The sequence below is a fragment of the Citrobacter braakii genome (assembly GCF_009648935.1).
GTDB classification, from domain to species: Bacteria; Pseudomonadota; Gammaproteobacteria; order Enterobacterales; family Enterobacteriaceae; genus Citrobacter; species Citrobacter braakii.
In genome coordinates this window covers 2080822-2104664 of sequence record NZ_CP045771.1, presented here as the reverse complement: position 1 = coordinate 2104664, position 23843 = coordinate 2080822, and the positions used below count along the sequence as shown (strand labels likewise).

The window sequence follows — 23843 nt, the reverse complement described above, 5'->3', positions numbered from 1 at the left end:
TCGGCACGTAAACTGCGCCTCTGGCAATCGAAAAGTGGGAATAAGATAAGTTTTCTTTACTGGGAAGTAAAATCCCGTATGCGCTCAATCGTCAAAATTTCGCCATATTGCCTGAATATCTTCCATCAGATAGCCACGGTAGAGCAAAAAGCGCTGGACCTTTACCTTATCTGAAAAATCTACAGGTAAAGGTTCTCCGTATTTACGAATGGCCTGCGCGCGCGCAAGCCCTGCCCAGTCAATTTCGCACTCGCGCATGGCCCGTTCAACGGCTTCCCGCGAAATCCCTTTTTGGTTTAATTCCTGACGCACACGCGCGGGTCCATAACCTTTACGGCTACGGCTGGAGATAAACTGCTGAACGAAGCGGTCATCATCCAGATAACGACTTTCAATACACCAGGCGATGACCTTGTCGTAATCCTCCGGCGTTGCATCAATGTCTTCCGGTCCATTTTTTCCCATCACCGGAGCGGCCAGCTTACGCCGCAGTTCCTGCTCGCTGTGATCGCGCATCGCCAGTATACGTACAGCGCGGTCAAGAAGTCGGGAATAAGCGGAGCGGCGGGAAGTTGCTTCTGTCATAGTGAGCCTTCAGAAATGGAAAAGGGCTGCATGGTATGCAGCCCTTCTATGTGCGATAACGTCAGATTATCAGAAATCTTCGTTCGTTTCTTTTACATCTTCACCGCTGTCATCAACAGAGAAGTCTGGTTTTGAATCCGGGTTATTGAGCAGTAACTCGCGTACTTTCTTCTCAATTTCCTTCGCAGTTGCCGGGTTTTCCTTCAGCCAGTTAGTGGCATTCGCTTTACCCTGACCAATTTTCTCACCGTTGTAGCTGTACCATGCACCGGCTTTTTCAATCAGCTTCTCTTTCACGCCCAAATCAACCAGTTCGCCGTAGAAGTTGATACCTTCACCGTAAAGAATCTGGAATTCAGCCTGTTTGAACGGCGCTGCAATTTTGTTTTTCACGACCTTAACACGGGTTTCGCTACCAACCACGTTGTCGCCTTCTTTCACCGCGCCAATACGACGGATATCCAGGCGAACAGAAGCATAGAATTTCAGGGCGTTACCACCGGTGGTGGTTTCCGGGTTACCGAACATAACGCCAATCTTCATACGGATCTGGTTGATGAAAATCAGTAGCGTGTTGGACTGCTTCAGGTTACCGGCCAGCTTACGCATGGCCTGGCTCATCATACGTGCCGCAAGGCCCATGTGAGAGTCACCAATCTCGCCTTCGATTTCTGCCTTCGGCGTCAATGCGGCAACGGAGTCGACAACGATAACATCAACCGCACCGGAGCGCGCCAGCGCATCACAGATTTCCAGCGCTTGTTCACCGGTATCAGGCTGAGAGCACAGCAGGTTGTCGATATCAACGCCAAGCTTGCGCGCATAGACGGGATCCAGTGCGTGTTCCGCATCGATGAACGCACAGGTTTTACCTTCGCGCTGGGCGGCAGCAATAACCTGCAGGGTCAGCGTCGTTTTACCGGAAGATTCAGGCCCGTAGATTTCAACGATACGGCCCATTGGCAAACCGCCCGCGCCCAATGCGATATCCAGAGAAAGCGAACCAGTGGAGATGGTTTCCACATCCATGGAACGGTCTTCACCCAGGCGCATGATGGAGCCTTTACCGAATTGCTTTTCGATCTGACCCAGCGCTGCCGCCAACGCTTTCTGTTTGTTTTCGTCGATAGCCATTAATTACTCCTGTCATGCCGCTTTCGGGTTAAACCGCGAAACGTGATAGATAATGTTCTGTTGGGGCAATTATACTGTATGCTCATACAGTATCAAGTGTTTTGTAGAAATTGTTGCCACAGGGTTTGTAACGCGTAGGCGGTCGCCTGTCGACGTACCGCATCGCGATCGCCGCTGAAGCATTCCCGGCGAGTAATCCCCTCGCCGCTCGCGCTGGCAAAAGCGAACCATACCGTCCCCACGGGCTTTTCTTCACTGCCGCCATCTGGCCCCGCAATGCCGCTAATCGAAACAGCGAAATGCGCGCGGGCCGCTTTTAGCGCGCCAATCGCCATCTCCACCACCACAGGTTCGCTCACCGCCCCATGCTGGACCAGCGTCTCTTCGCGCACGCCAATCATCTGCGCTTTGGCTTCATTGCTGTAGGTCACAAACCCGCGTTCAAACCAGGCGGAGCTGCCGGCAATATCCGTAATTGCTTTGGCTACCCAGCCGCCAGTGCAGGATTCTGCCGTCGTCACGGTTGCCCCGCGCGCTTTCAACGCCAGGCCAACCTGCTCGCTTAACTGCATCAGTTCACTGTCGGTCATTTCAGCCTCTGTCAGTTAAAAAAATATGCCGGACAAGATAGCACTTTCATAACCAAGATGGGGATGAGGAGACAATTTTACGAGGGGCATTCAGAAAATAGATAAACCGCATTCAAAAGAGTACCGGATAACGCACCAGGATAGCCTATTCGGTCTACAAGGGATTGCCCCTGTAGACCGATAACAAATGATTACTGCACGCGCGCCAGCGCGACCGCCTGACCCAATTGCCACACGGCCATTGCATAGTGGGTACTGTGGTTATAGCGGGTGATGGTGTAGAAGTTCGGCAGTCCATACCAATACTGATAACCGGTACCGATATCCAGTCGCAGCAGGCTGGCCTGCTGATGATTACCCAGAGACTGCTGCGGCGTCAGGCCTGCGGCGGCAAGCTGAGAAATGCTGTACTGGGTTTTAAAGCCGTTCGCCAGCCCAGGCGCCTGGCCATTCGCCGGAACCGCAACCATATCGCCTTTCACCCAACCGTGGCCTTTGAAATAGTTCGCCACGCTACCGATAGCATCAACCGGATCCCACAGGTTAATGTGACCATCGCCATTGAAATCAACGGCATATTGTTTATAGGAAGATGGCATAAATTGGCCGTAGCCCATCGCCCCTGCGAAAGAACCTTTCAAATCGAGCGGATCGTCGCTTTCATCTCGCGCCATCAGCAGGAAGGTTTCCAGTTCACCAGAGAAGTATTCCGCACGACGAGGATAGTTAAACGACAACGTCGCCAGCGCATCCAGAATCCGCGTTTTACCCATCACCCGGCCCCAGCGAGTCTCTACGCCAATAATGCCAACGATAATTTCCGGCGGTACGCCGTAGACCTGCCATGCACGGTTCAGCGCATCTTCATATTGGTTCCAGAAGGCCACACCGTTTTGCACGTTATCCGGAGTGATGAACTGTTTACGATACCGCAGCCATGCACCGTTAGGTCCGGCTGGCGGTTGAGTCGTCGGCGCCTGGCGGTCCATCAAACGCAATACTGAGTCCAGACGCTTGGCCTGCGACAGGATCTCCTGCAACTGCTGGCGGTCAAAGCCGTGCTTGTTCACCATTTTCTCGATGAACTGCTGCGCGTTTGGATTATTGGCAAAATCGCCGCCCGTTTGCATGACATTGTGCTGTGGCTCAAGCAGGAAGCCGCCGGATGGCGTACCCGTAGTCGTTTGAGTCTCTGAAGGTTTAGGTTTGCTGCTACAAGCAGCAAGCAATACAAAAAGGGGAAGTAACGCTACATAACGACGCTTGAACATGAGACATCCATTAAACAAATTCAGCCTGGGAGAAGTATGGTAAAGCATCCTCCGCCACACAAGGAAGCAGTAGTCGCTCTCCTTCACAGAATTTCCCCCCTCTTGCACTCCTGACCGGCACATTTGCGCGTTCTCACGCACAACCTTTCAAATTAAAATATTTATCTTTCATTTTGCGATCAAAATAACACTTTTAAATCTTTCAATCTGATTAAAATTAGTTACCGTTTGGCAAGATAACTAAAACCCCTACAGGAGTAGAATAATGATCGACACCATCACACTCGGTGCTGAGTGGTTTATCGGATTGTTCCAGAAAGGCGGAGAGGTGTTTACCGGCATGGTGACCGGTATTCTGCCTCTGCTGATCAGTCTGCTGGTCATCATGAATGCGCTGATTAACTTTATCGGTCAGCAACGTATTGAACGTTTTGCCCAGCGCTGCGCCGGAAACCCGCTGTCCCGCTATCTACTGCTGCCGTGCATCGGCACATTTGTGTTTTGTAATCCTATGACGCTGAGCCTGGGCCGCTTTATGCCGGAAAAGTTCAAGCCCAGCTACTACGCAGCCGCCTCTTACAGCTGCCATTCAATGAACGGCTTATTTCCCCACATCAACCCCGGTGAGCTGTTCGTCTATCTGGGGATCGCCAGCGGTCTGACCACGCTGGGTCTTCCGCTCGGCCCGCTGGCGGTAAGCTATTTGCTGGTCGGCCTGGTGACCAACTTCTTCCGCGGCTGGGTGACCGATTTCACCACCACCATCTTTGAGAAAAAAATGGGCATTCAACTTGAGCAGAAAGTACATCTGGCGGGAGCAGCATCATGACGCGTATTCGTATTGAAAAAGGCACCGGCGGCTGGGGCGGCCCGCTTGAACTGGATGCCGTGCCAGGCAAGAAAATTGTCTATATCACCGCAGGGACTCGCCCCGCAATAGTCGACAGGATAGCCAGCCTGACAGGTTGGCAGGCCGTTGATGGCTTCAAAGAAGGCGAGCCGCCAGAGAACGAAATTGGCGTGGCGATCATCGACTGCGGCGGCACGCTGCGCTGCGGGATCTATCCAAAACGTCGTATACCAACAGTGAATATTCACGCGACGGGTAAATCCGGTCCGCTGGCCCAATATATTATCGAAGATATCTATGTCTCTGGCGTGAAAGAAGAAAACATTACCGTTATCGGTGAAGCATCCGCTGCGCCAACGCCTGCAAACAGCACGATGGGTCGCGAGTACGACACCAGCAAGAAAATTACCGAACAAAGCGACGGTCTGTTGGCAAAAGTCGGCATGGGAATGGGTTCAGCCGTTGCGGTTCTGTTTCAGGCCGGGCGAGACACTATCGATACCGTCCTGAAAACCATTCTGCCGTTTATGGCGTTCGTCTCGGCGCTGATCGGCATCATTATGGCGTCTGGCCTGGGGGACTGGATTGCCCATGGACTCGCACCGCTGGCCAGCCATCCGCTGGGGCTGGTAACCCTGGCGCTGATCTGCTCTTTCCCGCTGCTGTCCCCTTTCCTCGGCCCTGGTGCGGTCATCGCCCAGGTTATCGGCGTCCTGATCGGCGTACAGATTGGTTTGGGGAACATTCCTCCGCATCTGGCGCTACCTGCCTTGTTCGCCATTAACGCTCAGGCGGCATGCGACTTTATTCCAGTCGGATTGTCGCTAGCCGAAGCGCGCCAGGACACGGTCCGCGTCGGTGTGCCATCCGTACTGGTGAGTCGTTTTCTGACCGGCGCACCGACCGTTCTCATCGCCTGGTTTGTTTCCGGCTTTATTTACCAATAAGAGGCACTCAAAAATGACCGTGATTTATGAAACCACCATCACCCGCATCGGCCAGAGCGCCCCGGATGCACTCTGCGACCAGATGCTAATTACCTTTCGTGAAGGCGCGCCTGCGGATATCGAAGAATTTTGCTTCATCCATTGCCATGGGGAGCTGAACGGCTCTTTGCAGGCTGGGATCCAATTTGAGCTAGGCCAGCATCACTACCCGGTCACAGCCGTTGGCAGCGTGGCGGAACAAAACTTACGTGAACTGGGGCATATCACTCTGCGTTTTGACGGACTGAGTGAAGCGGAATTTCCCGGCACCGTACACGTTGCGGGCCCCGTACCGGACGGTATCGCACCGGGCTGTATTTTGAAGTTTATTGCTTAAGATTGAAGGAGATAAAGATGAATCAGGTTGCCGTTGTCATTGGTGGAGGCCAGACCCTGGGGGCATTCCTTTGCCGTGGGCTTGCGACAGAAGGGTACCGCGTCGCGGTGGTGGATATCCAAAGCGATAAAGCCGCCAACGTCGCGCAGGAAATTAACGCCGAGTTTGGCGAAGGCACCGCCTACGGTTTTGGCGCTGATGCCACCAGCGAACAGAGTGTGCTGGCGCTGTCGCGCGGAGTGGATGAAATATTTGGCCGCGTCGATCTGCTGGTTTACAGCGCGGGTATCGCTAAAGCCGCGTTTATCAGCGACTTTCAGCTTGGGGATTTCGACCGCTCACTGCAGGTGAATCTGGTCGGCTACTTCCTCTGCGCACGTGAATTTTCACGCCTGATGATCCGCGATGGCGTCCAGGGACGCATTATCCAGATCAACTCCAAATCAGGGAAAGTGGGCAGTAAACACAACTCAGGCTATAGCGCGGCAAAATTTGGCGGTGTAGGTTTAACCCAGTCGCTGGCGCTAGATCTGGCGGAATACGGGATCACCGTGCATTCACTGATGCTCGGCAATCTGCTGAAATCACCGATGTTTCAGTCATTATTACCGCAATATGCGACCAAGCTTGGCCTTAAGCCAGACGAAGTCGAGCAGTACTACATTGATAAGGTTCCGCTTAAGCGCGGCTGCGATTATCAGGACGTGCTGAACATGCTGCTGTTTTACGCCAGCCCGAAAGCCTCTTACTGCACCGGTCAGTCCATTAACGTGACCGGTGGTCAGGTGATGTTCTAAGAAACATGATTGCCCGGTGGCGCTGCGCTTACCGGGCCTACACACACATGGTCGGATAAGGCACAGCCACCATCCGGCAAAATCAAAGGAGCACATTATGGTTTCCGCACTGATTACCGTCGCCGCTATCGCCTGGTGCCTGCAACTGGCGCTCGGTGGCTGGCAAATATCCCGCTTTAATCGGGCGTTTGATCAACTCTGCCAGCGGGGTCGGGTTGGCGTAGGTCGTTCCGGTGGACGGTTTAAACCCCGCGTGGTGGTCGCCATCGCGCTGGATGAACAGCAGCGGGTTACCGATTCGTTATTTATGAAAGGTCTTACTGTATTTGCCAGGCCCGGTAAAATTGCCACGATAATGGGCAAACATCTTGATGATTTACAGCCTGATGTGATCTTTCCCCATGATCCGTTAGCGCAGAATGCACTATCATTGGCGCTTAAACTGAAACATGGGTAATTTCGTTGTGAATGCTAATAGCTTGCGAAATTATCATTTTGCAACCTATACCCTAAATAATTCGAGTTGCAGGAAGGCGGCGACGCAGCGAATCCCCAGGAGCGTACATAAGTACGTGACTAGGGTGAGCGAGGAAAGCCAACACACATGCAGCTTGAAGTATGACGGGTATATATAAGTCAGGGTAATCACGCCTATGAAACCTCGTCAGCGACAGGCAGCCATACTGGAGCACCTGCAAAAGCAGGGGAAATGCTCGGTTGAAGAACTGGCCCACTACTTTGACACAACCGGCACGACCATTCGCAAAGACCTGGTCATTCTGGAGAATGCCGGAACCGTCATTCGTACCTATGGCGGCGTGGTATTAAATAAAGACGAATCCGACCCGCCAATCGATCACAAAACGCTAATCAATACGCATAAAAAAGAGCAGATTGCTGAAGCCGCCGTCCGTTTTATTCACGATGGCGACTCGATTATTCTGGATGCGGGCAGCACCGTATTGCAGATGGTGCCGATGCTCACCCGCTTTAGCAACATCACCGTCATGACCAACAGTCTGCACATTGTTAACGCCCTTTCAGAGCTGGACAACGAGCAAACTATCCTGATGCCCGGCGGGACCTTTCGCAAAAAATCTGCGTCATTTCACGGTCAGCTGGCAGAAAACGCCTTTGAGCAGTTCAGCTTTGATAAACTCTTCATGGGTACCGACGGCATTGACCTCAATGCCGGCGTGACCACCTTTAATGAGGTGTTTAGCGTCAGTAAAGCGATGTGCAATGCCGCTCGCGAAGTGATTCTGATGGCTGACTCGTCAAAATTTGGGCGCAAAAGCCCCAATGTTGTGTGCAGTCTGGAAAGCGTCGACAAGCTGATTACCGATGCGGGTATCAACCCAGCGTTTCGTCAGGCGCTGGAAGCAAAAGGGATTGAAGTGATCATAACCGGAGAAACCAATGAGTGATGCACTACTGAACGCGGGCCGTCAGACGTTAATGCTGGAGCTACAGGAAGCCAGCCGACTGCCTGAACGACTGGGCGATGATTTTGTCCGCGCCGCCAATACTATCATCCACTGCGAAGGCAAAGTGATTGTCTCCGGGATTGGCAAATCAGGCCATATTGGCAAAAAAATAGCAGCGACCCTCGCCAGTACCGGCACGCCCGCCTTTTTTGTGCATCCGGCTGAAGCGCTGCACGGCGACTTAGGGATGATTGAAAGCCGTGATGTCATGCTGTTTATTTCCTACTCCGGCGGCGCAAAAGAACTGGATCTCATCATTCCGCGCCTGGAAGACAAATCCGTCGCTCTGCTGGCAATGACCGGAAAACCGACCTCACCGCTGGGTCTGGCAGCCAAAGCCGTGCTGGATATTTCCGTTGAGCGTGAAGCCTGTCCGATGCGCCTGGCACCGACTTCCAGCACCGTGAACACTCTGATGATGGGCGACGCATTGGCAATCGCCGTGATGCAGGCGCGCGGCTTTAACGAAGAAGATTTTGCCCGCTCGCATCCGGCGGGTGCGCTGGGCGCTCGTCTGTTAAATAAAGTGCATCATCTGATGCGCCGTGACGATGCCATTCCGCAGGTGACGCTCACCACCAGCGTCATGGACGCGATGCTGGAACTAAGCCGTACGGGTCTTGGCCTGGTGGCAGTCTGCGACGACGAGTCGCTGGTGAAAGGCGTCTTTACCGACGGCGACCTGCGCCGCTGGCTGGTTGGCGGCGGAGCGCTCACCACTCAGGTTAGCGAAGCAATGACCCATAATGGCATTACGCTGCAGGCCCAGAGCCGCGCCATTGACGCCAAAGAGATCCTGATGAAGCGCAAAATCACTGCCGCACCGGTGGTAGATGAAAACGGTAAACTCACCGGTGCTATCAACCTGCAGGATTTCTATCAGGCAGGTATTCTCTAATCCTTCAGCCCCAGACGTTTCGCCAGCCGGTGCAGGTTGGCGACGTCTGTTTCCAGCGCCCGCGCACTTGCCGCCCAACTGAGATTATTTTGCGCCAACGCCCGGCGGATCATCTCCCGCTGGAATGACTCCGTTGCCTCACGCAGGTTGCGATGCTGCGGGATCTCCGCAACAACCTCTGCCTGGGGAGCCGGGGTTTCATCCTGCAGGGCAAAATGCTGCGCCTCAAGCACCACTTCATCCCCTGCCCTGGTGGCCCTTGCCAGAACAACCGCCCGGTGAATGGCATGTTCCAGCTCACGCACGTTCCCGGGCCAGCCGTAATTCAACAGATGACTACGCGCGCCGGGACTTAACACCACGCGGGAAAGTCCCAGCCGCAGCCGACATTGTTCGCAAAAATAACCGGCCAGCAGCACCACATCTTCGCCGCGTTCACGAAGGGGCGGTACGGAAAGGGGAAAGACGCTCAGACGGTGGAACAAATCCGCACGGAAATTCCCGGCCAGCACCTCTTCCCGTAAATCACGGTTCGTTGCCGCCAGCACCCGAACATCCACGCGCAGGCTGCGATCGTCACCCACACGCTGAATATCGCCGTACTGCAACACACGTAGCAACTTAGCCTGTAACGCCAGCGAGAGCTCGCCAATCTCATCGAGAAACAGCGTCCCATTGTCAGCCATTTCAAACTTACCGCTACGATTGCTGATAGCCCCGGTAAAGGCGCCTTTTACGTGACCAAACAGCTCACTTTCCGCTACGGTTTCCGGCAACGCCGCGCAGTTCAGATACACCAGCGGATTCACCGCGCGCGGCGAACCTTCATGGATAGCCTTAGCTACCAGCTCCTTCCCGGTCCCCGTTTCGCCGCTAATCAGTACGTTGAGATCGGATCCCGCCACAATCTCAATCTCTTTTTTCAACTGCAGCATATTGGGCGACAGGCCAATCATTTGGGTTTCAGTCACCTGCTCGAAGGCCGTCGACGAGCCCGGCAACATATTCTGGCTTTCCAGTTGTTCAATCAGCAGCGCATTGCTCAGCGCGCCCGCCGCCAGCGCGGCAATCAGCCTAAGTTCTTCATCGCTGAAAACGTCGAATTGATCGGGCTCCATGCCATCCAGCGTTAACGCGCCAATCAGATTTTGACCAGCGAACAGCGGTAAGCCAATGCAGGCGTGTACCTTCAGGCTCTCCTGGCCCGGAATCAGCCCATCGTAAGGGTCTGGCAAATCGCTGTCGGCAGGGAAACGAACCACGTCCCCGGCGCGGGCAATCGCCTCCAGACGAGGATGCCCTTCCAGGGTAAAGCGCCTGCCGAGAACGTCCTGCGCCAGCCCATCGATCGCCAGCGGAATAAACTGTCGCGACTCATAGCGCAGCAATGCCGACGCGTCGCACTCCAGCACCTGACGCAATGTGGTTATCAGGCGTTGAAAACGGTCCTGATGTCCAATACCGCTTTGTAATTCAATGGCGATACCCGCCAGCACGTCTACGGAAAAACTCATGACGACCTCATTGTCATTTTGACAATTCATATTGTCATATTGACAATAAAATGAATAGTCATTTTGACTACCACCTTATAGGCATTAAAAAACAAACCCTTTAAAATCAACAAAATAAAAAGTTGGCACGCAACCTGCAATAAGCAAAACATCTTTTTTAGAAAAACGCTGAATTAATTACTGAGGTTGCTATGTCTATTCTGGTTAAAAATAACATTCATTGGGTTGGCCAACGTGACTGGGAAGTTCGTGATTTCCACGGGACTGAATATAAAACGCTGCGCGGTAGCAGCTACAACAGCTATCTCATCCGTGAAGAAAAAAATGTCCTGATCGATACAGTAGACCACAAGTTTAGCCGTGAATTCGTGCAGAACCTGCGCAGTGAAATTGACCTGGCAGATATCGACTACATCATCATTAACCACGCGGAAGAGGACCATGCCGGTGCGCTGACTGAACTGATGTCCTGCATCCCGGACACGCCAATTTACTGCACAGCCAACGCTATTGACTCTATCAACGGGCACCACCACCACCCGGAGTGGAACTTCAACGTGGTGAAAACCGGCGACTCGCTGGACATTGGCAACGGTAAGCAGCTGATCTTCGTTGAAACACCGATGCTGCACTGGCCTGACAGCATGATGACCTACATGACCGGCGATGCGGTGCTGTTCAGTAACGATGCCTTCGGCCAGCACTACTGTGATGAACGTCTGTTTAACGACGAAGTTGACCAGACCGAACTGTTCGAACAGTGCCAGCGTTACTACGCCAACATCCTGACACCGTTCAGCCGTCTGGTTACACCGAAAATCACTGAGATTCTCGGCTTCAACCTGCCGGTGGATATGATTGCCACTTCCCACGGCGTGGTATGGCGCGACAACCCGACACAAATCGTTGAAATGTATCTGAAATGGGCGGCTGACTATCAGGAAGACCGTATCACCATTTTCTACGACACCATGTCCAACAACACCCGCATGATGGCGGACGCCATTGCCCAGGGCATCAACGAAGTTGACCCGAACGTGGCGGTGAAAATCTTTAACGTCGCCCGTAGCGACAAAAACGAAGTCCTGACTAACGTCTTCCGCTCTAAAGGCGTGCTGGTTGGTACTTCAACGATGAACAACGTAATGATGCCAAAAATCGCCGGTCTGGTAGAAGAGATGACCGGCCTGCGTTTTCGTAACAAACGCGCCAGCGCCTTTGGTTCACACGGCTGGAGCGGCGGTGCGGTAGACCGTTTGTCCACACGCTTGCAGGATGCCGGTTTCGAGATGTCGCTGAGTCTGAAAGCGAAATGGCGTCCGGATCTGGACGCGCTGGAACTGTGTCGCCAGCATGGCCGTGAAATCGCACGTCAGTGGGCGCTTGCTCCGCTGCCGGAAACAATCGTCAAAACGGCAACCAAAGAGGAAGAGTGCGCCTGTGCCGCTGCGGCTGCCGCTGATCTTGGTCCAAGCATGCAGTGCAGCGTATGCCAGTGGATTTACGACCCGGCAAAAGGTGAACCGCTGCAGGATGTCGCGCCGGGAACACCGTGGAGCGACGTGCCGGATAACTTCCTGTGCCCGGAATGTTCATTAGGTAAAGACGTCTTCGACGTACTGGCAACGGAGGCAAAATGAGCCGCGGAATTGTCATTATTGGTTCGGGCTTCGCCGCCCGCCAGTTAGTCAAAAATATCCGTAAGCAGGATGCAAATATCCCGCTGACCCTGATTGCTGCGGACAGTATGGATGAGTACAACAAGCCCGATCTCAGCCATGTTATCAGTCAGTCGCAACGTGCAGACGACCTCACCCGCCAGTCGGCGGGGGAGTTTGCCGAACAGTTTAATTTGCGCCTCTTTCCGCACACCTGGGTAACCGACATCGATGCCGATGCTCACGTAGTGAAAAGCCAGGAGCAACAGTGGCCATACGACAAACTGGTGCTGGCGACGGGAGCATCTGCCTTCGTACCGCCGATTACCGGACGTGAGTTAATGCTCACACTGAACAGCCAACAAGAGTATCGCGCCTGTGAAACACAACTGCGTGACGCCCAACGGGTGCTGATTGTCGGCGGCGGCTTGATTGGCAGCGAACTGGCGATGGATTTTTGTCGTGCTGGTAAAGTGGTGACGCTTATCGACAACGCCGCCAGCATTCTGGCTTCGCTGATGCCGCCAGAAGTAAGCAGTCGCTTACAGCATCGTCTGACCGATATGGGCGTACACCTGCTGCTGAAATCGCAGCTTCAGGGGCTGGAGAAAACGGAGTCGGGGATTCGCGCCACGCTCGATCGTAGCCGCAGCATAGAAGTCGATGCGGTGATCGCCGCTACGGGTCTGCGCCCTGAAACCGCGCTGGCGCGTCGCGCCGGATTGAACATCAATCGTGGCGTCTGCGTCGACAGTTACCTGCAAACCAGCCACCCGGACATTTATGCTCTCGGCGACTGTGCGGAAATTAACGGTCAGGTACTCCCGTTCCTGCAACCGATTCAGCTGAGCGCCATGTATCTGGCGAAAAACCTGCTCGGCGGCAATGCACCATTGAAGTTGCCTGCCATGCTGGTAAAAGTCAAAACGCCGGAATTACCTTTGCATCTGGCTGGGGAAACCCAGCGCCGCGATCTGAACTGGCATATTGCCGCCGAAGCGCAAGGGATGGTGGCCAGAGGGATGAACGACGCAGGCCAGCTATGTGCCTTTGTCGTCAGCGAAGACCGCATGAAAGAGGCCTTTGCGCTGCTGAAAACGCTGCCCGTGTAAGTACAGGATACCGTTGCTTGATTTATTAACCTCACGCACATGGATGTGCGTTGCCACTTGTCGGTATGCCCCGACCTGTTGTTCTTGCCCCGCCAGTCCCGGGGCTTTTTTTATTTTTGCGCCAACGCCCGCGCCGCGGCAATCACGCCCTGCCCCAACGACAACCCGCCGTCGCCCGCCGGTAAACGCTGTGGGAACAGTAAGGTAAAATCATGCAGATAAAACGCCAGCCGGGCTGACAATAAGCGGTTATGCATCACACCTCCGCTGAATACCAGCGTCTTAATCCCCCGCTCTTCGGCCTGCAAACGCATCAGGGTAGCAAACCCACGCGCCAGCGCGTCGTGAAACGCCCACGCTCTTTCGGCAGGTTTGGCCTGCCAGGTCAGCCATTGCTGCCAAAAAACCGCTAAGTCCAGCTGATTGCCATCAAGCGGCACCGTGACAGGGTGCTCAACGCCAGCACATTGCGATGCCATCGCCTCCAGCGCGCAGGCCGCCTCACCTTCATAACTCAGCGATTCCGGCGCACATTGAAGCGCGGCGGCAACGGCATCAAACAGCCGTCCGCACGATGACGCCAGCGGCGCGTTAATCCCCCGCCCAATGGCGCGCGCCAGCACGTTCCAGTTTTGATGTTGCAGCACCGATGTTTCCGGGTAGCGCTGCCAGTCAGGAACAAAGCGCAGGCACTGCGCGAGCAAATTGCGCCACGGCTGTTTTGCCGCCAGATCGCCCCCCGCCAGCGCTACCGCCGGTAAGCCGCCAAGGTGCTCGCATTCACGATAGTTGACCCGCAAACACTCTCCCCCCCACAGCGCGCCGTTTTCCCCCATGCCGATACCGTCTAACGTCAGGGCAATCACGTCACCACCGTCGAGCGACCAGCCGTGCTCGGCCAGACACGCAGCGGCATGCGCATGGTGATGCAGCACCGTTTCGGTTGGCAGATTCATTTCGCTGGCCCACTGGCTGGAAACATAACCAGGGTGTGCATCATGCACGATACGCTGCGGCGTAAAGTCATAAATGTTTTGGATCAGGCGCAGCGCATCACGCCACTGCTGCTGAATGCCGTCATCGCTGAGATCGCCCAAATGCTGGCTGATAACCGCCTGTTCACCACGCACCAGGCAGAAGGTATTTTTCAGATCTGCGCCCAGGCAAAGCATCGGCGGCACGTCGTGAAATCCTGGCGGCAGCGCCACCGCATCCGGCACGTAACCCCGTGAACGACGCAGCATCTCCCCACTGTCGCGTACCACAGAGTCATCCATCCGCTGCACAATTTCGCGGTTATGCAGCAGGAAACCATCGGCAATTTCGTGTAAATCTTCCAGCGCCTGCGCGTTGGTAATAGCGGGCGGTCTGCCGCTGAGATTGCCGGAGGTCATTACCAACGGACAATTCATCTCTTGTAAGAGCAAATGCTGCAACGGATTCGCTGGCAGCATGACGCCCACTTCCGTTAACCCTGGCGCAATGCCCTCGCTCAATGCTGCGATATAGCGTTTCTGCACCAACACGATCGGCGCGGCTGGGGTTGTCAGCAAACGACGAGCGGGTTCAGGCAGTCCGTCATCACCGGGCAGCATCACTGCCAGAGGTTTTGCCGGACGGTGTTTGCGCAGCCTGAGCAGCGCTACGGCGTCATCATTTCGTGCATCGCACACCAGATGAAACCCACCAATCCCTTTAACGGCCACAATACCGCCCGCTTTCAGGCGCGATACTGCCGCCTGCAACGCCTCTTCTTTCTCCGCCCGCTCACCCGCGCTAAACCATTCGAGGTGGGGACCGCATGCCGGACAGGCAACGGGCTGGGCATGGAAGCGACGGTCGTACGGATCACGATACTCTTTATCGCATTGCGCACAGAGTGGGAATGACGCCATCACGGTAAACGGGCGATCGTAGGGCATGGCGCGGATAATCGTAAAGCGCGGGCCACAGTGGGTGCAGTTGATAAAGGGATAACGATAGCGGCGTTCACCGGGGGTATTCATTTCAACCAGACATTCTGGACAGGTCGCGGCATCCGGAACGATTTGCGTATTCATCGTGCCGCCAGCACTTTGCCGAATCGAGAAATCGGCAGGCGGCTGCGTCCAGGCGAACGGTTCGCTCTCAACGCTGTCAATGCGCGCCAGCGGCGGGCAGTGTTGATGCAACTGCGCAATAAACTCTGCCGGATCTTCCTGTATACGCACAACCACACCGTCACCGTCGTTACACACATCGCCATGTAACTGTAACCGCTGCGCCAGTTGCCAGACGTAGGGGCGAAATCCGACGCCCTGTACCTTACCGCGAATACGCAGCTGTACGCCGGAGTGGTTGTTTATTGTCATGATGAATTCCCGCGGTATTGTATCCCTGAAATGTCCGTTTGCCGGATGGCGGCTTCGCCTTATCCGGCACGTATTTTACGCGGATTTTCAGATATCAGAACAGCAAAGATGCCGTGGAATCCAGCGCCGCGCGACGGCGTTTTTCAGCGCTCAGTTGCTCAAGCTTATTGCGATCCACATAAATTAGCGCGTGAGTCGGGCAGACTTCCATACAGGCAGGGCCGGCCTCACGATGGTGGCACAGGTCGCACTTATTGGCTTCGGCTTTTTCTGCCCGGACGTTCAGACCTGCCCCGCTGTTACGAACAACCGGACGCACGACCACTTCCATTGCGCCATAAGGGCAAGCCACAACGCAGGTTTTACACCCAATGCAGCGCTCCTGCATCACGTGGACAAAGCCTTTATCACGGCTGATTGCACCGTTCGGGCAGACGTTAGCGCACGGCGCGTCTTCACACTGGCGGCACAGCGTCGCCGTGGAGACATTAACGCCTTTGATGACGTGAATGCGGGGTAAAAAGGTTTCAGGGGTCAGCGATGCGCAGTCCTGGTTATCCTGATGGGATACCACGCAGGCCACTTCACAGGTACGGCAACCAATGCATTTATTGGCGTCTGCAATGATGAAACGGTTCATCAATTTCTCCAGCAATGACAGATTATCTGCCGAAGCATTCATAAATCGTGCCAGAATTTAATTGACTGTTATTAAAGGTTTTTTATTTTGCTGAATGCAGAGAAACCGTGTCATCGTCACTAGTGACGATGACAAATGACAGCCGTCAGCGCAAAACGAGCGGCGCAACAGAGTCGCGTTGAATGAGTTCACCGGTGAAGGTTTTTGGCGGGGTAAACGCCCCGTCATCCAGCATAAAGATCAGGCGGCCTATCGTTTCCTGAATCATTTCCGTTACCGGGATTTTGACGCTGGAAAGCGCCGGAATAGTGTATGGCGCGATAGCGATATCATCGAAGCCAATCACCGACACCTGAGCAGGGACGCGCACGCCATGCGCGTGCAACTGCTTCATCGCACCGATCGCCATATCATCATTGCTGGCCACCAGCGCGGTAAAATTGACCTTATGCGAAAGCAAAGTATCGACTCCCGCCGCGCCGCAGGCTGGCGTCCATTTCCCTTTAACAATCAAATCATTATTAAGCGGAATGCCATGATGTGCCAGCGCGTCTTTATAGCCTGAAAGTCGCTCCACGCCGGTTGGCGAATCCATCGAGCCAGTAATAAAACCAATCTCTTTGTGCCCGGCGGCAATGAGTTGAGTAACGGCGTTAAAACTGGTTTGCTTTTGATCGCACCACACGCAGTGGCTGGTATTTTTCCGCAGCCGCCGATTAAGCACCATAATCGGCTGGGCGTGGGCGTCGATGATATCGTCTATCTCATCCACGCTAAGAAAACGCGGATAGATCATAATCGCGTCACAGCGCAGGTCGAGCAGGTACTGGATCGCCTGACGCTCTTCCTCTGCGCTGTGCTTACCGTCAGCCAGCAACAACTGGCGTCCCTTATCTTCCGCCATCCGCGCGGTATGAAACAGCAGTTCGCTGAAATAGACGCCGTGATAAAGGGTGTTAGTTACCACCAGACCCAGCGTCTGCGTGGTTTTCGCTGCCAGACTGCGTGCCAGCAAGTTAGGGCGGTAACCACTCTCTTCAATGGCCTGAAACACGCGGTCTTTGGTTTCCTGGCTGACATAGCCATTCCCGGAAAGCACCCGGGAAACCGTCGCTTTTGACACCCCGGCACGCTTCGCCACCTCCAGCATCGTGGTCATATTACTCATCCCTTTTCTCTCAATGTGACGCAGTGTACTGCACCGTTTCGCCGCTGTCCTTGCTGCTAAATTGCAAACGCTGACATCTGGTGATCGGAGTCACAATTATAAAAAACGATCAAAATTAAACCTTGCCCATTACGTGTAATTTAAACATGATTTTGTGGAACCGGTTTCCTATCTGCGTTTCATCAACCCAGAAAAGCGACCAACGTGAACGGATAAAACATAACGTACTCTACTGATAAAACAGGATTAAATCCGATGTCCAAAAATTATGCAGCGCTGGCGCGCTCGGTTGTGACGGCTCTGGGAGGCGTGGACAACATCACAGCAGTGACCCACTGTATGACCCGTTTGCGTTTCGTTATCAAAGATGACTCGCAGGTCGACAGCACGACGCTGAAGACGCTCCCTGGCGTGCTCGGCGTGGTGCGCAGCGATAACCAGTGCCAGGTGATCATCGGCAACACCGTTTCGCAGGCGTATCGCGAGGTAGTCAGCCTGTTGCCTGCCAATATGCAACCTGCAGAGCCGCAAACCAAACCTCGGCTGACGCTGAAGCGGATTGGCGCGGGGATCCTCGACGCGCTGATCGGCACAATGTCCCCGTTGATCCCGGCTATTATCGGCGGATCAATGCTCAAGCTGCTGGCAATGATCCTCGAAATGACCGGCGTGCTGGTGAAAGGATCGTCCACGCTCACTATTCTGACCGTAATCGGCGACGGTGCCTTCTTCTTCCTGCCACTGATGGTCGCCGCCTCAGCAGCCATAAAATTCAAAACCAACATGTCGCTGGCAATCGCCATCGCTGGCGTACTGGTGCATCCCAGCTTCATCGAACTGATGGCGAAGGCCGCGCAGGGTGAGCACGTTGAGTTTGCCCTGATCCCGGTGACGGCGGTGAAATACACCTACACGGTGATCCCGGCGCTGGTCATGACCTGGTGTCTGTCCTACATCGAACGCTGGGTCGATCGCATCACTCCGGCGGTAACCAAAAACTTCCTTAAACCGATGCTAATCGTGCTGATCGCCGCCCCACTCGCCATCGTCATCATTGGCCCGATCGGTATCTGGATCGGTAGTGCAATTTCAGCGCTGGTTTATACCATTCACGGCTATCTCGGCTGGCTGTCGGTGGCCATTATGGGCGCATTGTGGCCGCTGCTGGTGATGACCGGTATGCACCGCGTCTTCACGCCAACCATTATTCAGACCATTGCCGAAACCGGAAAAGAAGGCATGGTGATGCCGTCAGAAATTGGCGCCAATTTGTCGCTGGGCGGTTCATCGCTGGCAGTGGCATGGAAAACCAAAAACCCGGAACTGCGTCAGACGGCGTTAGCGGCAGCCGCCTCGGCCATCATGGCAGGCATTTCCGAACCCGCGCTGTATGGCGTGGCGATCCGCCTGAAACGCCCACTGATTGCGAGTCTTATCAGCGGCTTTATCTGCGGTGCCGTTGCCGGAATGGCCGGACTGGCGAGCCACTCCATGGCGGCTCCAGGCTTGTTCACCAGCGTACAGTTTTTCGATCCAGCCAATCCGATGACCATCGTTTGGGTGTTTGGCGTGATGGCGCTGGCGGTCGTGCTTTCCTTTGTATTAACACTGCTCCTCGGCTTTGAAGATATTCCTGTCGAAGATGCAGCCGCGCAGGCCAGAAGCAACCAGGCCGCGCAACCAGGCAATATCAATAGAGCCAGCATTTGACTGGTATGAACTGAGGTTAACTATGTCTGTTTTTCCGCAAGGATTTTTATGGGGCGGCGCACTGGCCGCCAACCAGTCTGAAGGGGCATACCGGGAAGGCGGCAAAGGGCTGACCACCGTCGATATGATCCCCCACGGCACAAACCGCATGGCCGTCAAACTGGGTCAGGAAAAACGCTTTACGCTGCGGGATGGCGAATTTTATCCCAGCCATCAGGCAATCGACTTTTATCATCGCTATAAAGAAGATATCGCGCTGATGGCGGAAATGGGGTTTACGGTTTTTCGTACTTCCATTGCCTGGAGCCGTCTCTACCCCAACGGCGACGAGCTGACGCCTAATGAAGAGGGTATCGCGTTTTACCGGGCCGTGTTTGCCGAGTGTAAAAAATACGGTATTGAGCCGTTAGTTACGCTGTGTCACTTCGATGTGCCGATGCATCTGGTCAGCGAGTATGGCTCCTGGCGTAACCGCAAAATGGTAGAGTTCTTTACCCGCTACGCCCGTACCTGCTTCGAGGCCTTTGACGGTCTGGTGAAGTACTGGCTAACGTTCAACGAAATCAACATTATGCTGCACAGCCCTTTTTCTGGCGCCGGACTGGTGTTTGAAGAAGGTGAAAATCAGGATCAGGTGAAATATCAGTCCGCCCACCACGAACTGATTGCCAGCGCCCTGGCAACTAAAATTGCCCATGAAATTAATCCGCAAAACCAGGTCGGCTGTATGCTGGCGGGCGGTAATTTTTATCCTTATTCCTGTAAACCGGAAGATGTGTGGACCGCGCTGGAAAAAGACCGCGAAAACCTGTTCTTTATTGATGTGCAGGCGCGCGGGGCTTACCCCGCTTACTCTGCCCGTGTGTTTCGCGAAAAAGGCGTGGTGATAGAAAAAGCGGCGGGAGATGACGATATCCTGAAAAACACCGTCGATTTCGTCTCGTTTAGCTATTACGCATCGCGCTGCGCCTCCGCTGAAATGAATACTGGCAATACCAGCGCCGCTAACGTGGTGAAGTCGCTGCGTAATCCGTACATTGCCGCCAGCGAATGGGGCTGGGGTATCGATCCGCTCGGCCTGCGCATCACCATGAATATGATGTATGACCGCTACCAGAAGCCGTTGTTTCTGGTGGAAAACGGGCTGGGGGCGAAAGATGAAATCGATGCTAACGGCGAAATCAATGACGACTATCGCATTAGCTATTTACGCGAGCACATTCGCGCCATGGCAGATGCTATTGAAGATGGCGTGCCGCTGCTGGGCTACACCACCTGGGGCTGTATCGATCTGGTTTCAGCCTCAACCGGTGAGATGAGCAAACGCTACGGTTTTGTGTATGTGGACCGCGATGACGCGGGCAACGGCACGTTAGCGCGTAAACGCAAAAAATCGTTCTGGTGGTATAAGAAAGTGATTGCGAGCAACGGGACCGATCTGGAATAACAATATTGCCGGATGACGCCGCCATCCGGCAACACGTATTATTCAGAATATATATACCCGCTGTCTGTTATCATTTTTATTGTACAACTTTAGGATTTTGCAGCAGCGGCAAAGGCGCTTCGCCCAACGCGTGGACCTGACCAATAATTGTCGCGCTCCGGCCAATCTGTAATGACTCAACATTCGTACTATTATGGGAGCCAAACTGGAACTGAATCACGTTGTTCGTTTTATTATTTTCGTCTTTCAGGCTGACAAGATAAGAATAAGCATTGGAAATACCATTAATCTTACGAATATCAATGACCACGCCCCGCAGCTTCACCCATTCACCAAGATAGTCCTTATTGGCTTTAACAGGATTTAAGGTATAGGGCGCGACAAAATCAGCGACGGACAAGGTTGGCATTGACGCAGCTGATGACTCCCCCGGTTGAAATAATCGGTCTCCCGCAGAGAAGAACGCGTCAGCCGCCGTCTCGCACCCGCTAAGAAGAGAGGAAATAATAATTAAATTTACCAAACGAATACCTGAACGCATAAATAACTCCTGTATATTAACTTCCCATACATTCAAATTCTAAATAATTCGAGTATATAACCTCCCTGAACAACGCCGAAATATAATATAACTCCCGTATTAGTAAAAGAAGAGAATATTCTCCCCCCAGCTATTATCAACTTCTCATCTTTTTCATTATTTGCATTCTATTTTATGGATCTGCCTTCCAGTTTCGGGTTTGCCCTCCCGCCTTTTTACTGGCATTTTATTCAGTAGTTTTCCATCGTTTTATTCGTAACAAGGGAGTGTTTATGTCTGGTAAAAATGGTAATGCCGAAGCGGTTATCAACAAGCCATTACGTCATTTTAAAGTCAGCTATGTCAGAGTACGGCATGAAGATCGCAAAACCGGTTTTACACGACGTATAAGCCGCCATGCTTCACTCACGATGAACGGAGACTGGCTGGAACAGGCGGGGTTCCCAACGGGCACGTCGGTAAAAGTATCGGTTACGCAGGGGAAATTAATTATTGAACAAGCAGGTGAATAGTCTGTTTCGAGGGTGTCGACGTTATCCGGATGGTGGTAATGCGACACACCATCCGGTATTCAGTGCCCTCAGGCTCAGGCTTCCGGTGCCTCTAATTCAGCGAACCCTCCGTGTCCTTCCCACCCGGCTAATCGCTGATAAACGGTATCTACCGCATCTTTGATCGGCTGTGTCATCGGGTAGTAAAAACCGACAATATCCGGCTGAATGCCAAGGAAAATCACCTCGCCAACGTCGTCTTTCAGCTGATCGACCAGGTAGTTCAGCGGCATGTTGTGGGTGGTCATCATGAACATCTCGGCAATATCATCAGGATCGATAATGCGGATTTCACCAGGGTTTAGCCCCATGTCGGTGGCATCCACAATCAACAGACGCTGCGGATGCAACTCACGGATGGCGACGATGTCGTTTTCCGGCGCGCTACCGCCGTCGATGACAACCCATTGACCTTGAGGATTTGCAGCACACATTTCGGCTAACAGCGGCCCCGCGCCGTCATCGCCCATCATACTGTTACCCACACATAATAAAACGTCAGTCACGATGTCTCCTCACCATCAGATAGATGGCGCTTTCCTGGTGGATATCGTGAAGCATGCTAAGCATCAGCTTGCTCCACTCCTGCTGCTGCGGGGTCTGCACGGCACGCGCATCATCGAACGCGCGCGCCAGCATCTGCACATGGTTGAAATCGATGACGATCTCGCCGTACTTCGGCACGCCTTCCATTTTCCGGCGGGCTTCACTGCCTTCGGCAAGCGTGGCAATCCACGCCAGATATTCATCCCACGGACAGGTTAACGCCGCTTCCAGGCAATCGATGATCCCAAGGTGGTGACCAATCGCCAGGCTGTAATAGACAACCTGCTGCGCCTCAGCGGGCGTTGCATCGTTCTCATCAATAAACTTACGGCTCAGTTGACTGAACACCACCGTTTCACTCATCGGATACGCGCCTCTTCGACAACATGATTAAGATGCGTGACGATCTCGGTCAGACGCGGATCGTTTTCCGCTTCCAGCCAGCGCGCCACCTGATGCTCGCCCTGCCCTAACTGGGTCATATAGTCATCAGCAATCTGGCGACCGTAGCGGTAGCCCGCCAGACGGCGTGCTTCACGATCCACCTTCACGCGCAGCGGCTGAACCATATCCGGATGCAGAATTTCAGCCGGCTGTTCGTCCAGTTCACCTGGCGCACGCGCGTGAATTTTTTGTTCCAGCAGACCCAGCGCCATTGCAAAACCGTACAGCGTAGCCGCAGGCGTTGGCGGACAGCCAGGAATATACACATCCACCGGTACGATTTTATCCGTGCCGCCCCATACGCAGTATAAGTCGTGGAAGATACCGCCGCTGTTACCGCAGGCACCGTAAGAGATACAAATTTTCGGATCTGGCGCAGACTGCCAGGCGCGCAGCGCCGGAGAGCGCATGGCACGCGTTACCGCGCCGGTAAACAGCAGGATATCCGCATGGCGCGGTGATGGTACAACTTTGATCCCAAAACGTTCGGCATCAAACAGCGGAGAAAGCGTAGCGAAGATTTCGATTTCACAGCCGTTGCAGCCGCCGCAGTCCACACGGTAAACGTACGCTGAACGCTTGATGCTTTTAAGCAGCGACGCTTTCATGCTGGCAATGGATTCATCCACCGTCATCGGTACCGGAATACCGTTGGCGTCACGTGGGCCTAATAAATTGCTCATCAGCTGGCCTCTTTCATATGGCGAGTCAGTTCAATACGGTCAGACGGCACCAGGCATTTCTGGCGCTTACAATCCGGGCAGGTCTCAAAGCTTTCACGGTGGTTTTCCGCACGGCTGTCACCGTTGTGCTTAAGTAGCGCAATGGCGTAATCGATCTCTTTTTGTACCGCAAACGGGCGGTTACATACGCGACAATTACACAGCGCAAAGCGGGACTGCTGCAGGAAATCCTCTTTCTTCCACACCGCCAGTTCATACTCCTGCGACAGCTTGATTGCCGCCGTCGGGCAGACTTCTTCGCAGCGGGCGCAGAAGATGCAACGGCCGAGGTTGAACTGCCACGCCAGCTCATGGGTGACCAGATCGGTTTCTACCGTCAGCGCGTTCGACGGGCACGCATTCACACAGGCCGCACAGCCAATGCACTGCTGCGGATTGTGTTCCGGTTTGCCACGGAAGTTTTTATCGACCGCAATCGGCTCCAGCGGATACGACGATGTCGGCGCCCCGGTTTTGATGACTTTTTTGATAAAGGTAAACATG

The 23843-nt window shown here is 53.9% G+C and carries 25 protein-coding genes; 12 read left to right on the top strand and 13 right to left on the bottom strand.

The window, feature by feature from the left end:
* Positions 1–84 precede the first annotated feature (84 nt).
* The 4 genes from recX to mltB all read right to left on the bottom strand — a co-directional run bounded on the left by recX (position 85) and on the right by mltB (position 3580).
* Positions 85–585: a recombination regulator RecX gene (gene recX, locus GFC06_RS09800; RefSeq protein WP_016157307.1), complete on the bottom strand. Its 501-nt coding sequence runs from the start codon at positions 583–585 to the stop codon at positions 85–87.
* A 69-nt stretch (positions 586–654) separates the two neighbouring features.
* Entirely contained in the window at positions 655–1719 is a 1065-nt protein-coding gene (gene recA, locus GFC06_RS09795) for a recombinase RecA (protein WP_016154166.1), read from the bottom strand.
* A 92-nt stretch (positions 1720–1811) separates the two neighbouring features.
* On the bottom strand, positions 1812–2309 hold the full coding sequence (gene pncC / locus GFC06_RS09790) for a nicotinamide-nucleotide amidase (protein WP_016154167.1): 498 nt from the start codon (positions 2307–2309) through the stop codon (positions 1812–1814).
* 191 nt (positions 2310–2500) lie between these two features.
* Positions 2501–3580, bottom strand: coding sequence for a lytic murein transglycosylase B (gene mltB / locus GFC06_RS09785; protein WP_046274844.1), 1080 nt, complete (start codon positions 3578–3580; stop codon positions 2501–2503).
* Positions 3581–3845: 265 nt separating this feature from the next.
* On the opposite strand from mltB, the gene srlA reads away from it, so the two are divergent.
* From srlA to gutQ, 7 genes are all read left to right on the top strand, one after another.
* Entirely contained in the window at positions 3846–4409 is a 564-nt protein-coding gene (gene srlA / locus GFC06_RS09780) for a PTS glucitol/sorbitol transporter subunit IIC (RefSeq protein WP_016154169.1), read from the top strand.
* Entirely contained in the window at positions 4406–5377 is a 972-nt protein-coding gene (gene srlE / locus GFC06_RS09775; protein WP_016154170.1) for a PTS glucitol/sorbitol transporter subunit IIB, read from the top strand. The genes srlA and srlE overlap by 4 nt, the downstream gene beginning before the upstream one ends.
* A 13-nt stretch (positions 5378–5390) precedes the next feature.
* Complete coding sequence (gene srlB / locus GFC06_RS09770) at positions 5391–5753, top strand: PTS glucitol/sorbitol transporter subunit IIA (protein ID WP_016157310.1); 363 nt, start codon at positions 5391–5393, stop codon at positions 5751–5753.
* Positions 5754–5770: 17 nt separating this feature from the next.
* Positions 5771–6550, top strand: a complete 780-nt coding sequence (srlD, locus tag GFC06_RS09765; RefSeq protein WP_003037345.1) for a sorbitol-6-phosphate dehydrogenase — start codon at positions 5771–5773, stop codon at positions 6548–6550.
* A gap of 97 nt (positions 6551–6647) precedes the next feature.
* Positions 6648–7007: a transcriptional regulator GutM gene (gene gutM / locus GFC06_RS09760; RefSeq protein ID WP_016154172.1), complete on the top strand. Its 360-nt coding sequence runs from the start codon at positions 6648–6650 to the stop codon at positions 7005–7007.
* A 196-nt stretch (positions 7008–7203) separates the two neighbouring features.
* On the top strand, positions 7204–7977 hold the full coding sequence (gene srlR / locus GFC06_RS09755) for a glucitol operon DNA-binding transcriptional repressor SrlR (protein ID WP_153690097.1): 774 nt from the start codon (positions 7204–7206) through the stop codon (positions 7975–7977).
* Positions 7970–8935: an arabinose-5-phosphate isomerase GutQ gene (gutQ, locus tag GFC06_RS09750; RefSeq protein ID WP_046274841.1), complete on the top strand. Its 966-nt coding sequence runs from the start codon at positions 7970–7972 to the stop codon at positions 8933–8935. The genes srlR and gutQ overlap by 8 nt, the downstream gene beginning before the upstream one ends.
* On the opposite strand, the gene norR is transcribed toward gutQ, so the two are convergent.
* Positions 8932–10449, bottom strand: a complete 1518-nt coding sequence (norR, locus tag GFC06_RS09745) for a nitric oxide reductase transcriptional regulator NorR (RefSeq protein ID WP_153690096.1) — start codon at positions 10447–10449, stop codon at positions 8932–8934. The two genes, gutQ and norR, sit on opposite strands and share 4 nt — an antisense overlap.
* Before the next feature lie 191 nt (positions 10450–10640).
* Here norR and norV point away from each other — a divergent pair, with 191 nt between their 5' ends.
* Complete coding sequence (norV, locus tag GFC06_RS09740; RefSeq protein ID WP_016154175.1) at positions 10641–12089, top strand: anaerobic nitric oxide reductase flavorubredoxin; 1449 nt, start codon at positions 10641–10643, stop codon at positions 12087–12089.
* Complete coding sequence (norW, locus tag GFC06_RS09735) at positions 12086–13219, top strand: NADH:flavorubredoxin reductase NorW (protein WP_153690095.1); 1134 nt, start codon at positions 12086–12088, stop codon at positions 13217–13219. The genes norV and norW overlap by 4 nt, the downstream gene beginning before the upstream one ends.
* 110 nt (positions 13220–13329) lie before the next feature.
* Here norW and hypF read toward each other — a convergent pair whose 3' ends face one another.
* From hypF to GFC06_RS09720, 3 genes are all read right to left on the bottom strand, one after another.
* Positions 13330–15570: a carbamoyltransferase HypF gene (gene hypF / locus GFC06_RS09730; protein ID WP_049282638.1), complete on the bottom strand. Its 2241-nt coding sequence runs from the start codon at positions 15568–15570 to the stop codon at positions 13330–13332.
* Between the two features lie 94 nt (positions 15571–15664).
* Positions 15665–16210, bottom strand: coding sequence for an electron transport protein HydN (hydN, locus tag GFC06_RS09725; RefSeq protein WP_003037366.1), 546 nt, complete (start codon positions 16208–16210; stop codon positions 15665–15667).
* Between the two features lie 145 nt (positions 16211–16355).
* Complete coding sequence (locus GFC06_RS09720; protein WP_103766755.1) at positions 16356–17369, bottom strand: LacI family DNA-binding transcriptional regulator; 1014 nt, start codon at positions 17367–17369, stop codon at positions 16356–16358.
* A 264-nt stretch (positions 17370–17633) separates the two neighbouring features.
* Here GFC06_RS09720 and ascF point away from each other — a divergent pair, with 264 nt between their 5' ends.
* Both ascF and GFC06_RS09710 read left to right on the top strand, forming a co-directional pair.
* Positions 17634–19088 carry a PTS cellobiose/arbutin/salicin transporter subunit IIBC gene (gene ascF, locus GFC06_RS09715; RefSeq protein ID WP_049268536.1) on the top strand — a complete coding sequence of 485 codons (1455 nt, stop codon included), beginning with the start codon at positions 17634–17636 and terminating at the stop codon, positions 19086–19088.
* 22 nt (positions 19089–19110) lie between these two features.
* Positions 19111–20535, top strand: a complete 1425-nt coding sequence (locus GFC06_RS09710; RefSeq protein WP_103928518.1) for a 6-phospho-beta-glucosidase — start codon at positions 19111–19113, stop codon at positions 20533–20535.
* Between the two features lie 76 nt (positions 20536–20611).
* Here GFC06_RS09710 and GFC06_RS09705 read toward each other — a convergent pair whose 3' ends face one another.
* The gene (locus tag GFC06_RS09705; protein ID WP_049282636.1) at positions 20612–21076 is read right to left on the bottom strand and encodes an OB-fold putative lipoprotein; all 465 of its coding nucleotides are present in this window, start codon (positions 21074–21076) and stop codon (positions 20612–20614) included.
* 272 nt (positions 21077–21348) lie between these two features.
* Here GFC06_RS09705 and GFC06_RS09700 point away from each other — a divergent pair, with 272 nt between their 5' ends.
* Entirely contained in the window at positions 21349–21588 is a 240-nt protein-coding gene (locus tag GFC06_RS09700) for a SymE family type I addiction module toxin (RefSeq protein ID WP_016154182.1), read from the top strand.
* Positions 21589–21662: 74 nt separating this feature from the next.
* Here the strand turns inward: GFC06_RS09700 and hycI are convergent, their stop codons facing one another.
* Genes hycI through hycF form a run of 4 tightly spaced genes read right to left on the bottom strand, consistent with a single transcriptional unit; the run spans position 21663 to position 23842 of the window.
* The gene (hycI, locus tag GFC06_RS09695; RefSeq protein WP_141875572.1) at positions 21663–22133 is read right to left on the bottom strand and encodes a hydrogenase maturation peptidase HycI; all 471 of its coding nucleotides are present in this window, start codon (positions 22131–22133) and stop codon (positions 21663–21665) included.
* The gene (locus GFC06_RS09690) at positions 22126–22536 is read right to left on the bottom strand and encodes a formate hydrogenlyase maturation HycH family protein (RefSeq protein ID WP_003037385.1); all 411 of its coding nucleotides are present in this window, start codon (positions 22534–22536) and stop codon (positions 22126–22128) included. Before GFC06_RS09690 ends, hycI begins: the two co-directional genes overlap by 8 nt.
* Entirely contained in the window at positions 22533–23300 is a 768-nt protein-coding gene (hycG, locus tag GFC06_RS09685; RefSeq protein WP_003037388.1) for a formate hydrogenlyase subunit HycG, read from the bottom strand. The genes GFC06_RS09690 and hycG overlap by 4 nt, the downstream gene beginning before the upstream one ends.
* A complete protein-coding gene (hycF, locus tag GFC06_RS09680) occupies positions 23300–23842 on the bottom strand; it encodes a formate hydrogenlyase subunit HycF (protein WP_016154185.1) in 543 nt (180 codons plus the stop codon). The genes hycG and hycF overlap by 1 nt, the downstream gene beginning before the upstream one ends.
* Between the last annotated feature and the right edge of the window lies 1 nt (position 23843).

Bases quoted from the DNA above. Each gene is read 5' to 3' on its own strand.
- GFC06_RS09720 (WP_103766755.1), bottom strand. From the start codon at position 17,369: ATGACCACGATGCTGGAGGTGGCGAAGCGTGCCGGGGTGTCAAAAGCG.
- norV (WP_016154175.1), top strand. From the start codon at position 10,641: ATGTCTATTCTGGTTAAAAATAACATTCATTGGGTTGGCCAACGTGAC.
- mltB (WP_046274844.1), bottom strand. From the start codon at position 3,580: ATGTTCAAGCGTCGTTATGTAGCGTTACTTCCCCTTTTTGTATTGCTT.
- srlE (WP_016154170.1), top strand. From the start codon at position 4,406: ATGACGCGTATTCGTATTGAAAAAGGCACCGGCGGCTGGGGCGGCCCG.
- hycG (WP_003037388.1), bottom strand. From the start codon at position 23,300: ATGAGCAATTTATTAGGCCCACGTGACGCCAACGGTATTCCGGTACCG.
- srlB (WP_016157310.1), top strand. From the start codon at position 5,391: ATGACCGTGATTTATGAAACCACCATCACCCGCATCGGCCAGAGCGCC.
- GFC06_RS09705 (WP_049282636.1), bottom strand. From the start codon at position 21,076: ATGCGTTCAGGTATTCGTTTGGTAAATTTAATTATTATTTCCTCTCTT.
- ascF (WP_049268536.1), top strand. From the start codon at position 17,634: ATGTCCAAAAATTATGCAGCGCTGGCGCGCTCGGTTGTGACGGCTCTG.
- hydN (WP_003037366.1), bottom strand. From the start codon at position 16,210: ATGAACCGTTTCATCATTGCAGACGCCAATAAATGCATTGGTTGCCGT.
- GFC06_RS09710 (WP_103928518.1), top strand. From the start codon at position 19,111: ATGTCTGTTTTTCCGCAAGGATTTTTATGGGGCGGCGCACTGGCCGCC.
- norW (WP_153690095.1), top strand. From the start codon at position 12,086: ATGAGCCGCGGAATTGTCATTATTGGTTCGGGCTTCGCCGCCCGCCAG.
- srlA (WP_016154169.1), top strand. From the start codon at position 3,846: ATGATCGACACCATCACACTCGGTGCTGAGTGGTTTATCGGATTGTTC.
- srlR (WP_153690097.1), top strand. From the start codon at position 7,204: ATGAAACCTCGTCAGCGACAGGCAGCCATACTGGAGCACCTGCAAAAG.
- gutM (WP_016154172.1), top strand. From the start codon at position 6,648: ATGGTTTCCGCACTGATTACCGTCGCCGCTATCGCCTGGTGCCTGCAA.
- GFC06_RS09690 (WP_003037385.1), bottom strand. From the start codon at position 22,536: ATGAGTGAAACGGTGGTGTTCAGTCAACTGAGCCGTAAGTTTATTGAT.
- srlD (WP_003037345.1), top strand. From the start codon at position 5,771: ATGAATCAGGTTGCCGTTGTCATTGGTGGAGGCCAGACCCTGGGGGCA.
- hypF (WP_049282638.1), bottom strand. From the start codon at position 15,570: ATGACAATAAACAACCACTCCGGCGTACAGCTGCGTATTCGCGGTAAG.
- recX (WP_016157307.1), bottom strand. From the start codon at position 585: ATGACAGAAGCAACTTCCCGCCGCTCCGCTTATTCCCGACTTCTTGAC.
- norR (WP_153690096.1), bottom strand. From the start codon at position 10,449: ATGAGTTTTTCCGTAGACGTGCTGGCGGGTATCGCCATTGAATTACAA.
- GFC06_RS09700 (WP_016154182.1), top strand. From the start codon at position 21,349: ATGTCTGGTAAAAATGGTAATGCCGAAGCGGTTATCAACAAGCCATTA.
- recA (WP_016154166.1), bottom strand. From the start codon at position 1,719: ATGGCTATCGACGAAAACAAACAGAAAGCGTTGGCGGCAGCGCTGGGT.
- gutQ (WP_046274841.1), top strand. From the start codon at position 7,970: ATGAGTGATGCACTACTGAACGCGGGCCGTCAGACGTTAATGCTGGAG.
- hycF (WP_016154185.1), bottom strand. From the start codon at position 23,842: ATGTTTACCTTTATCAAAAAAGTCATCAAAACCGGGGCGCCGACATCG.
- pncC (WP_016154167.1), bottom strand. From the start codon at position 2,309: ATGACCGACAGTGAACTGATGCAGTTAAGCGAGCAGGTTGGCCTGGCG.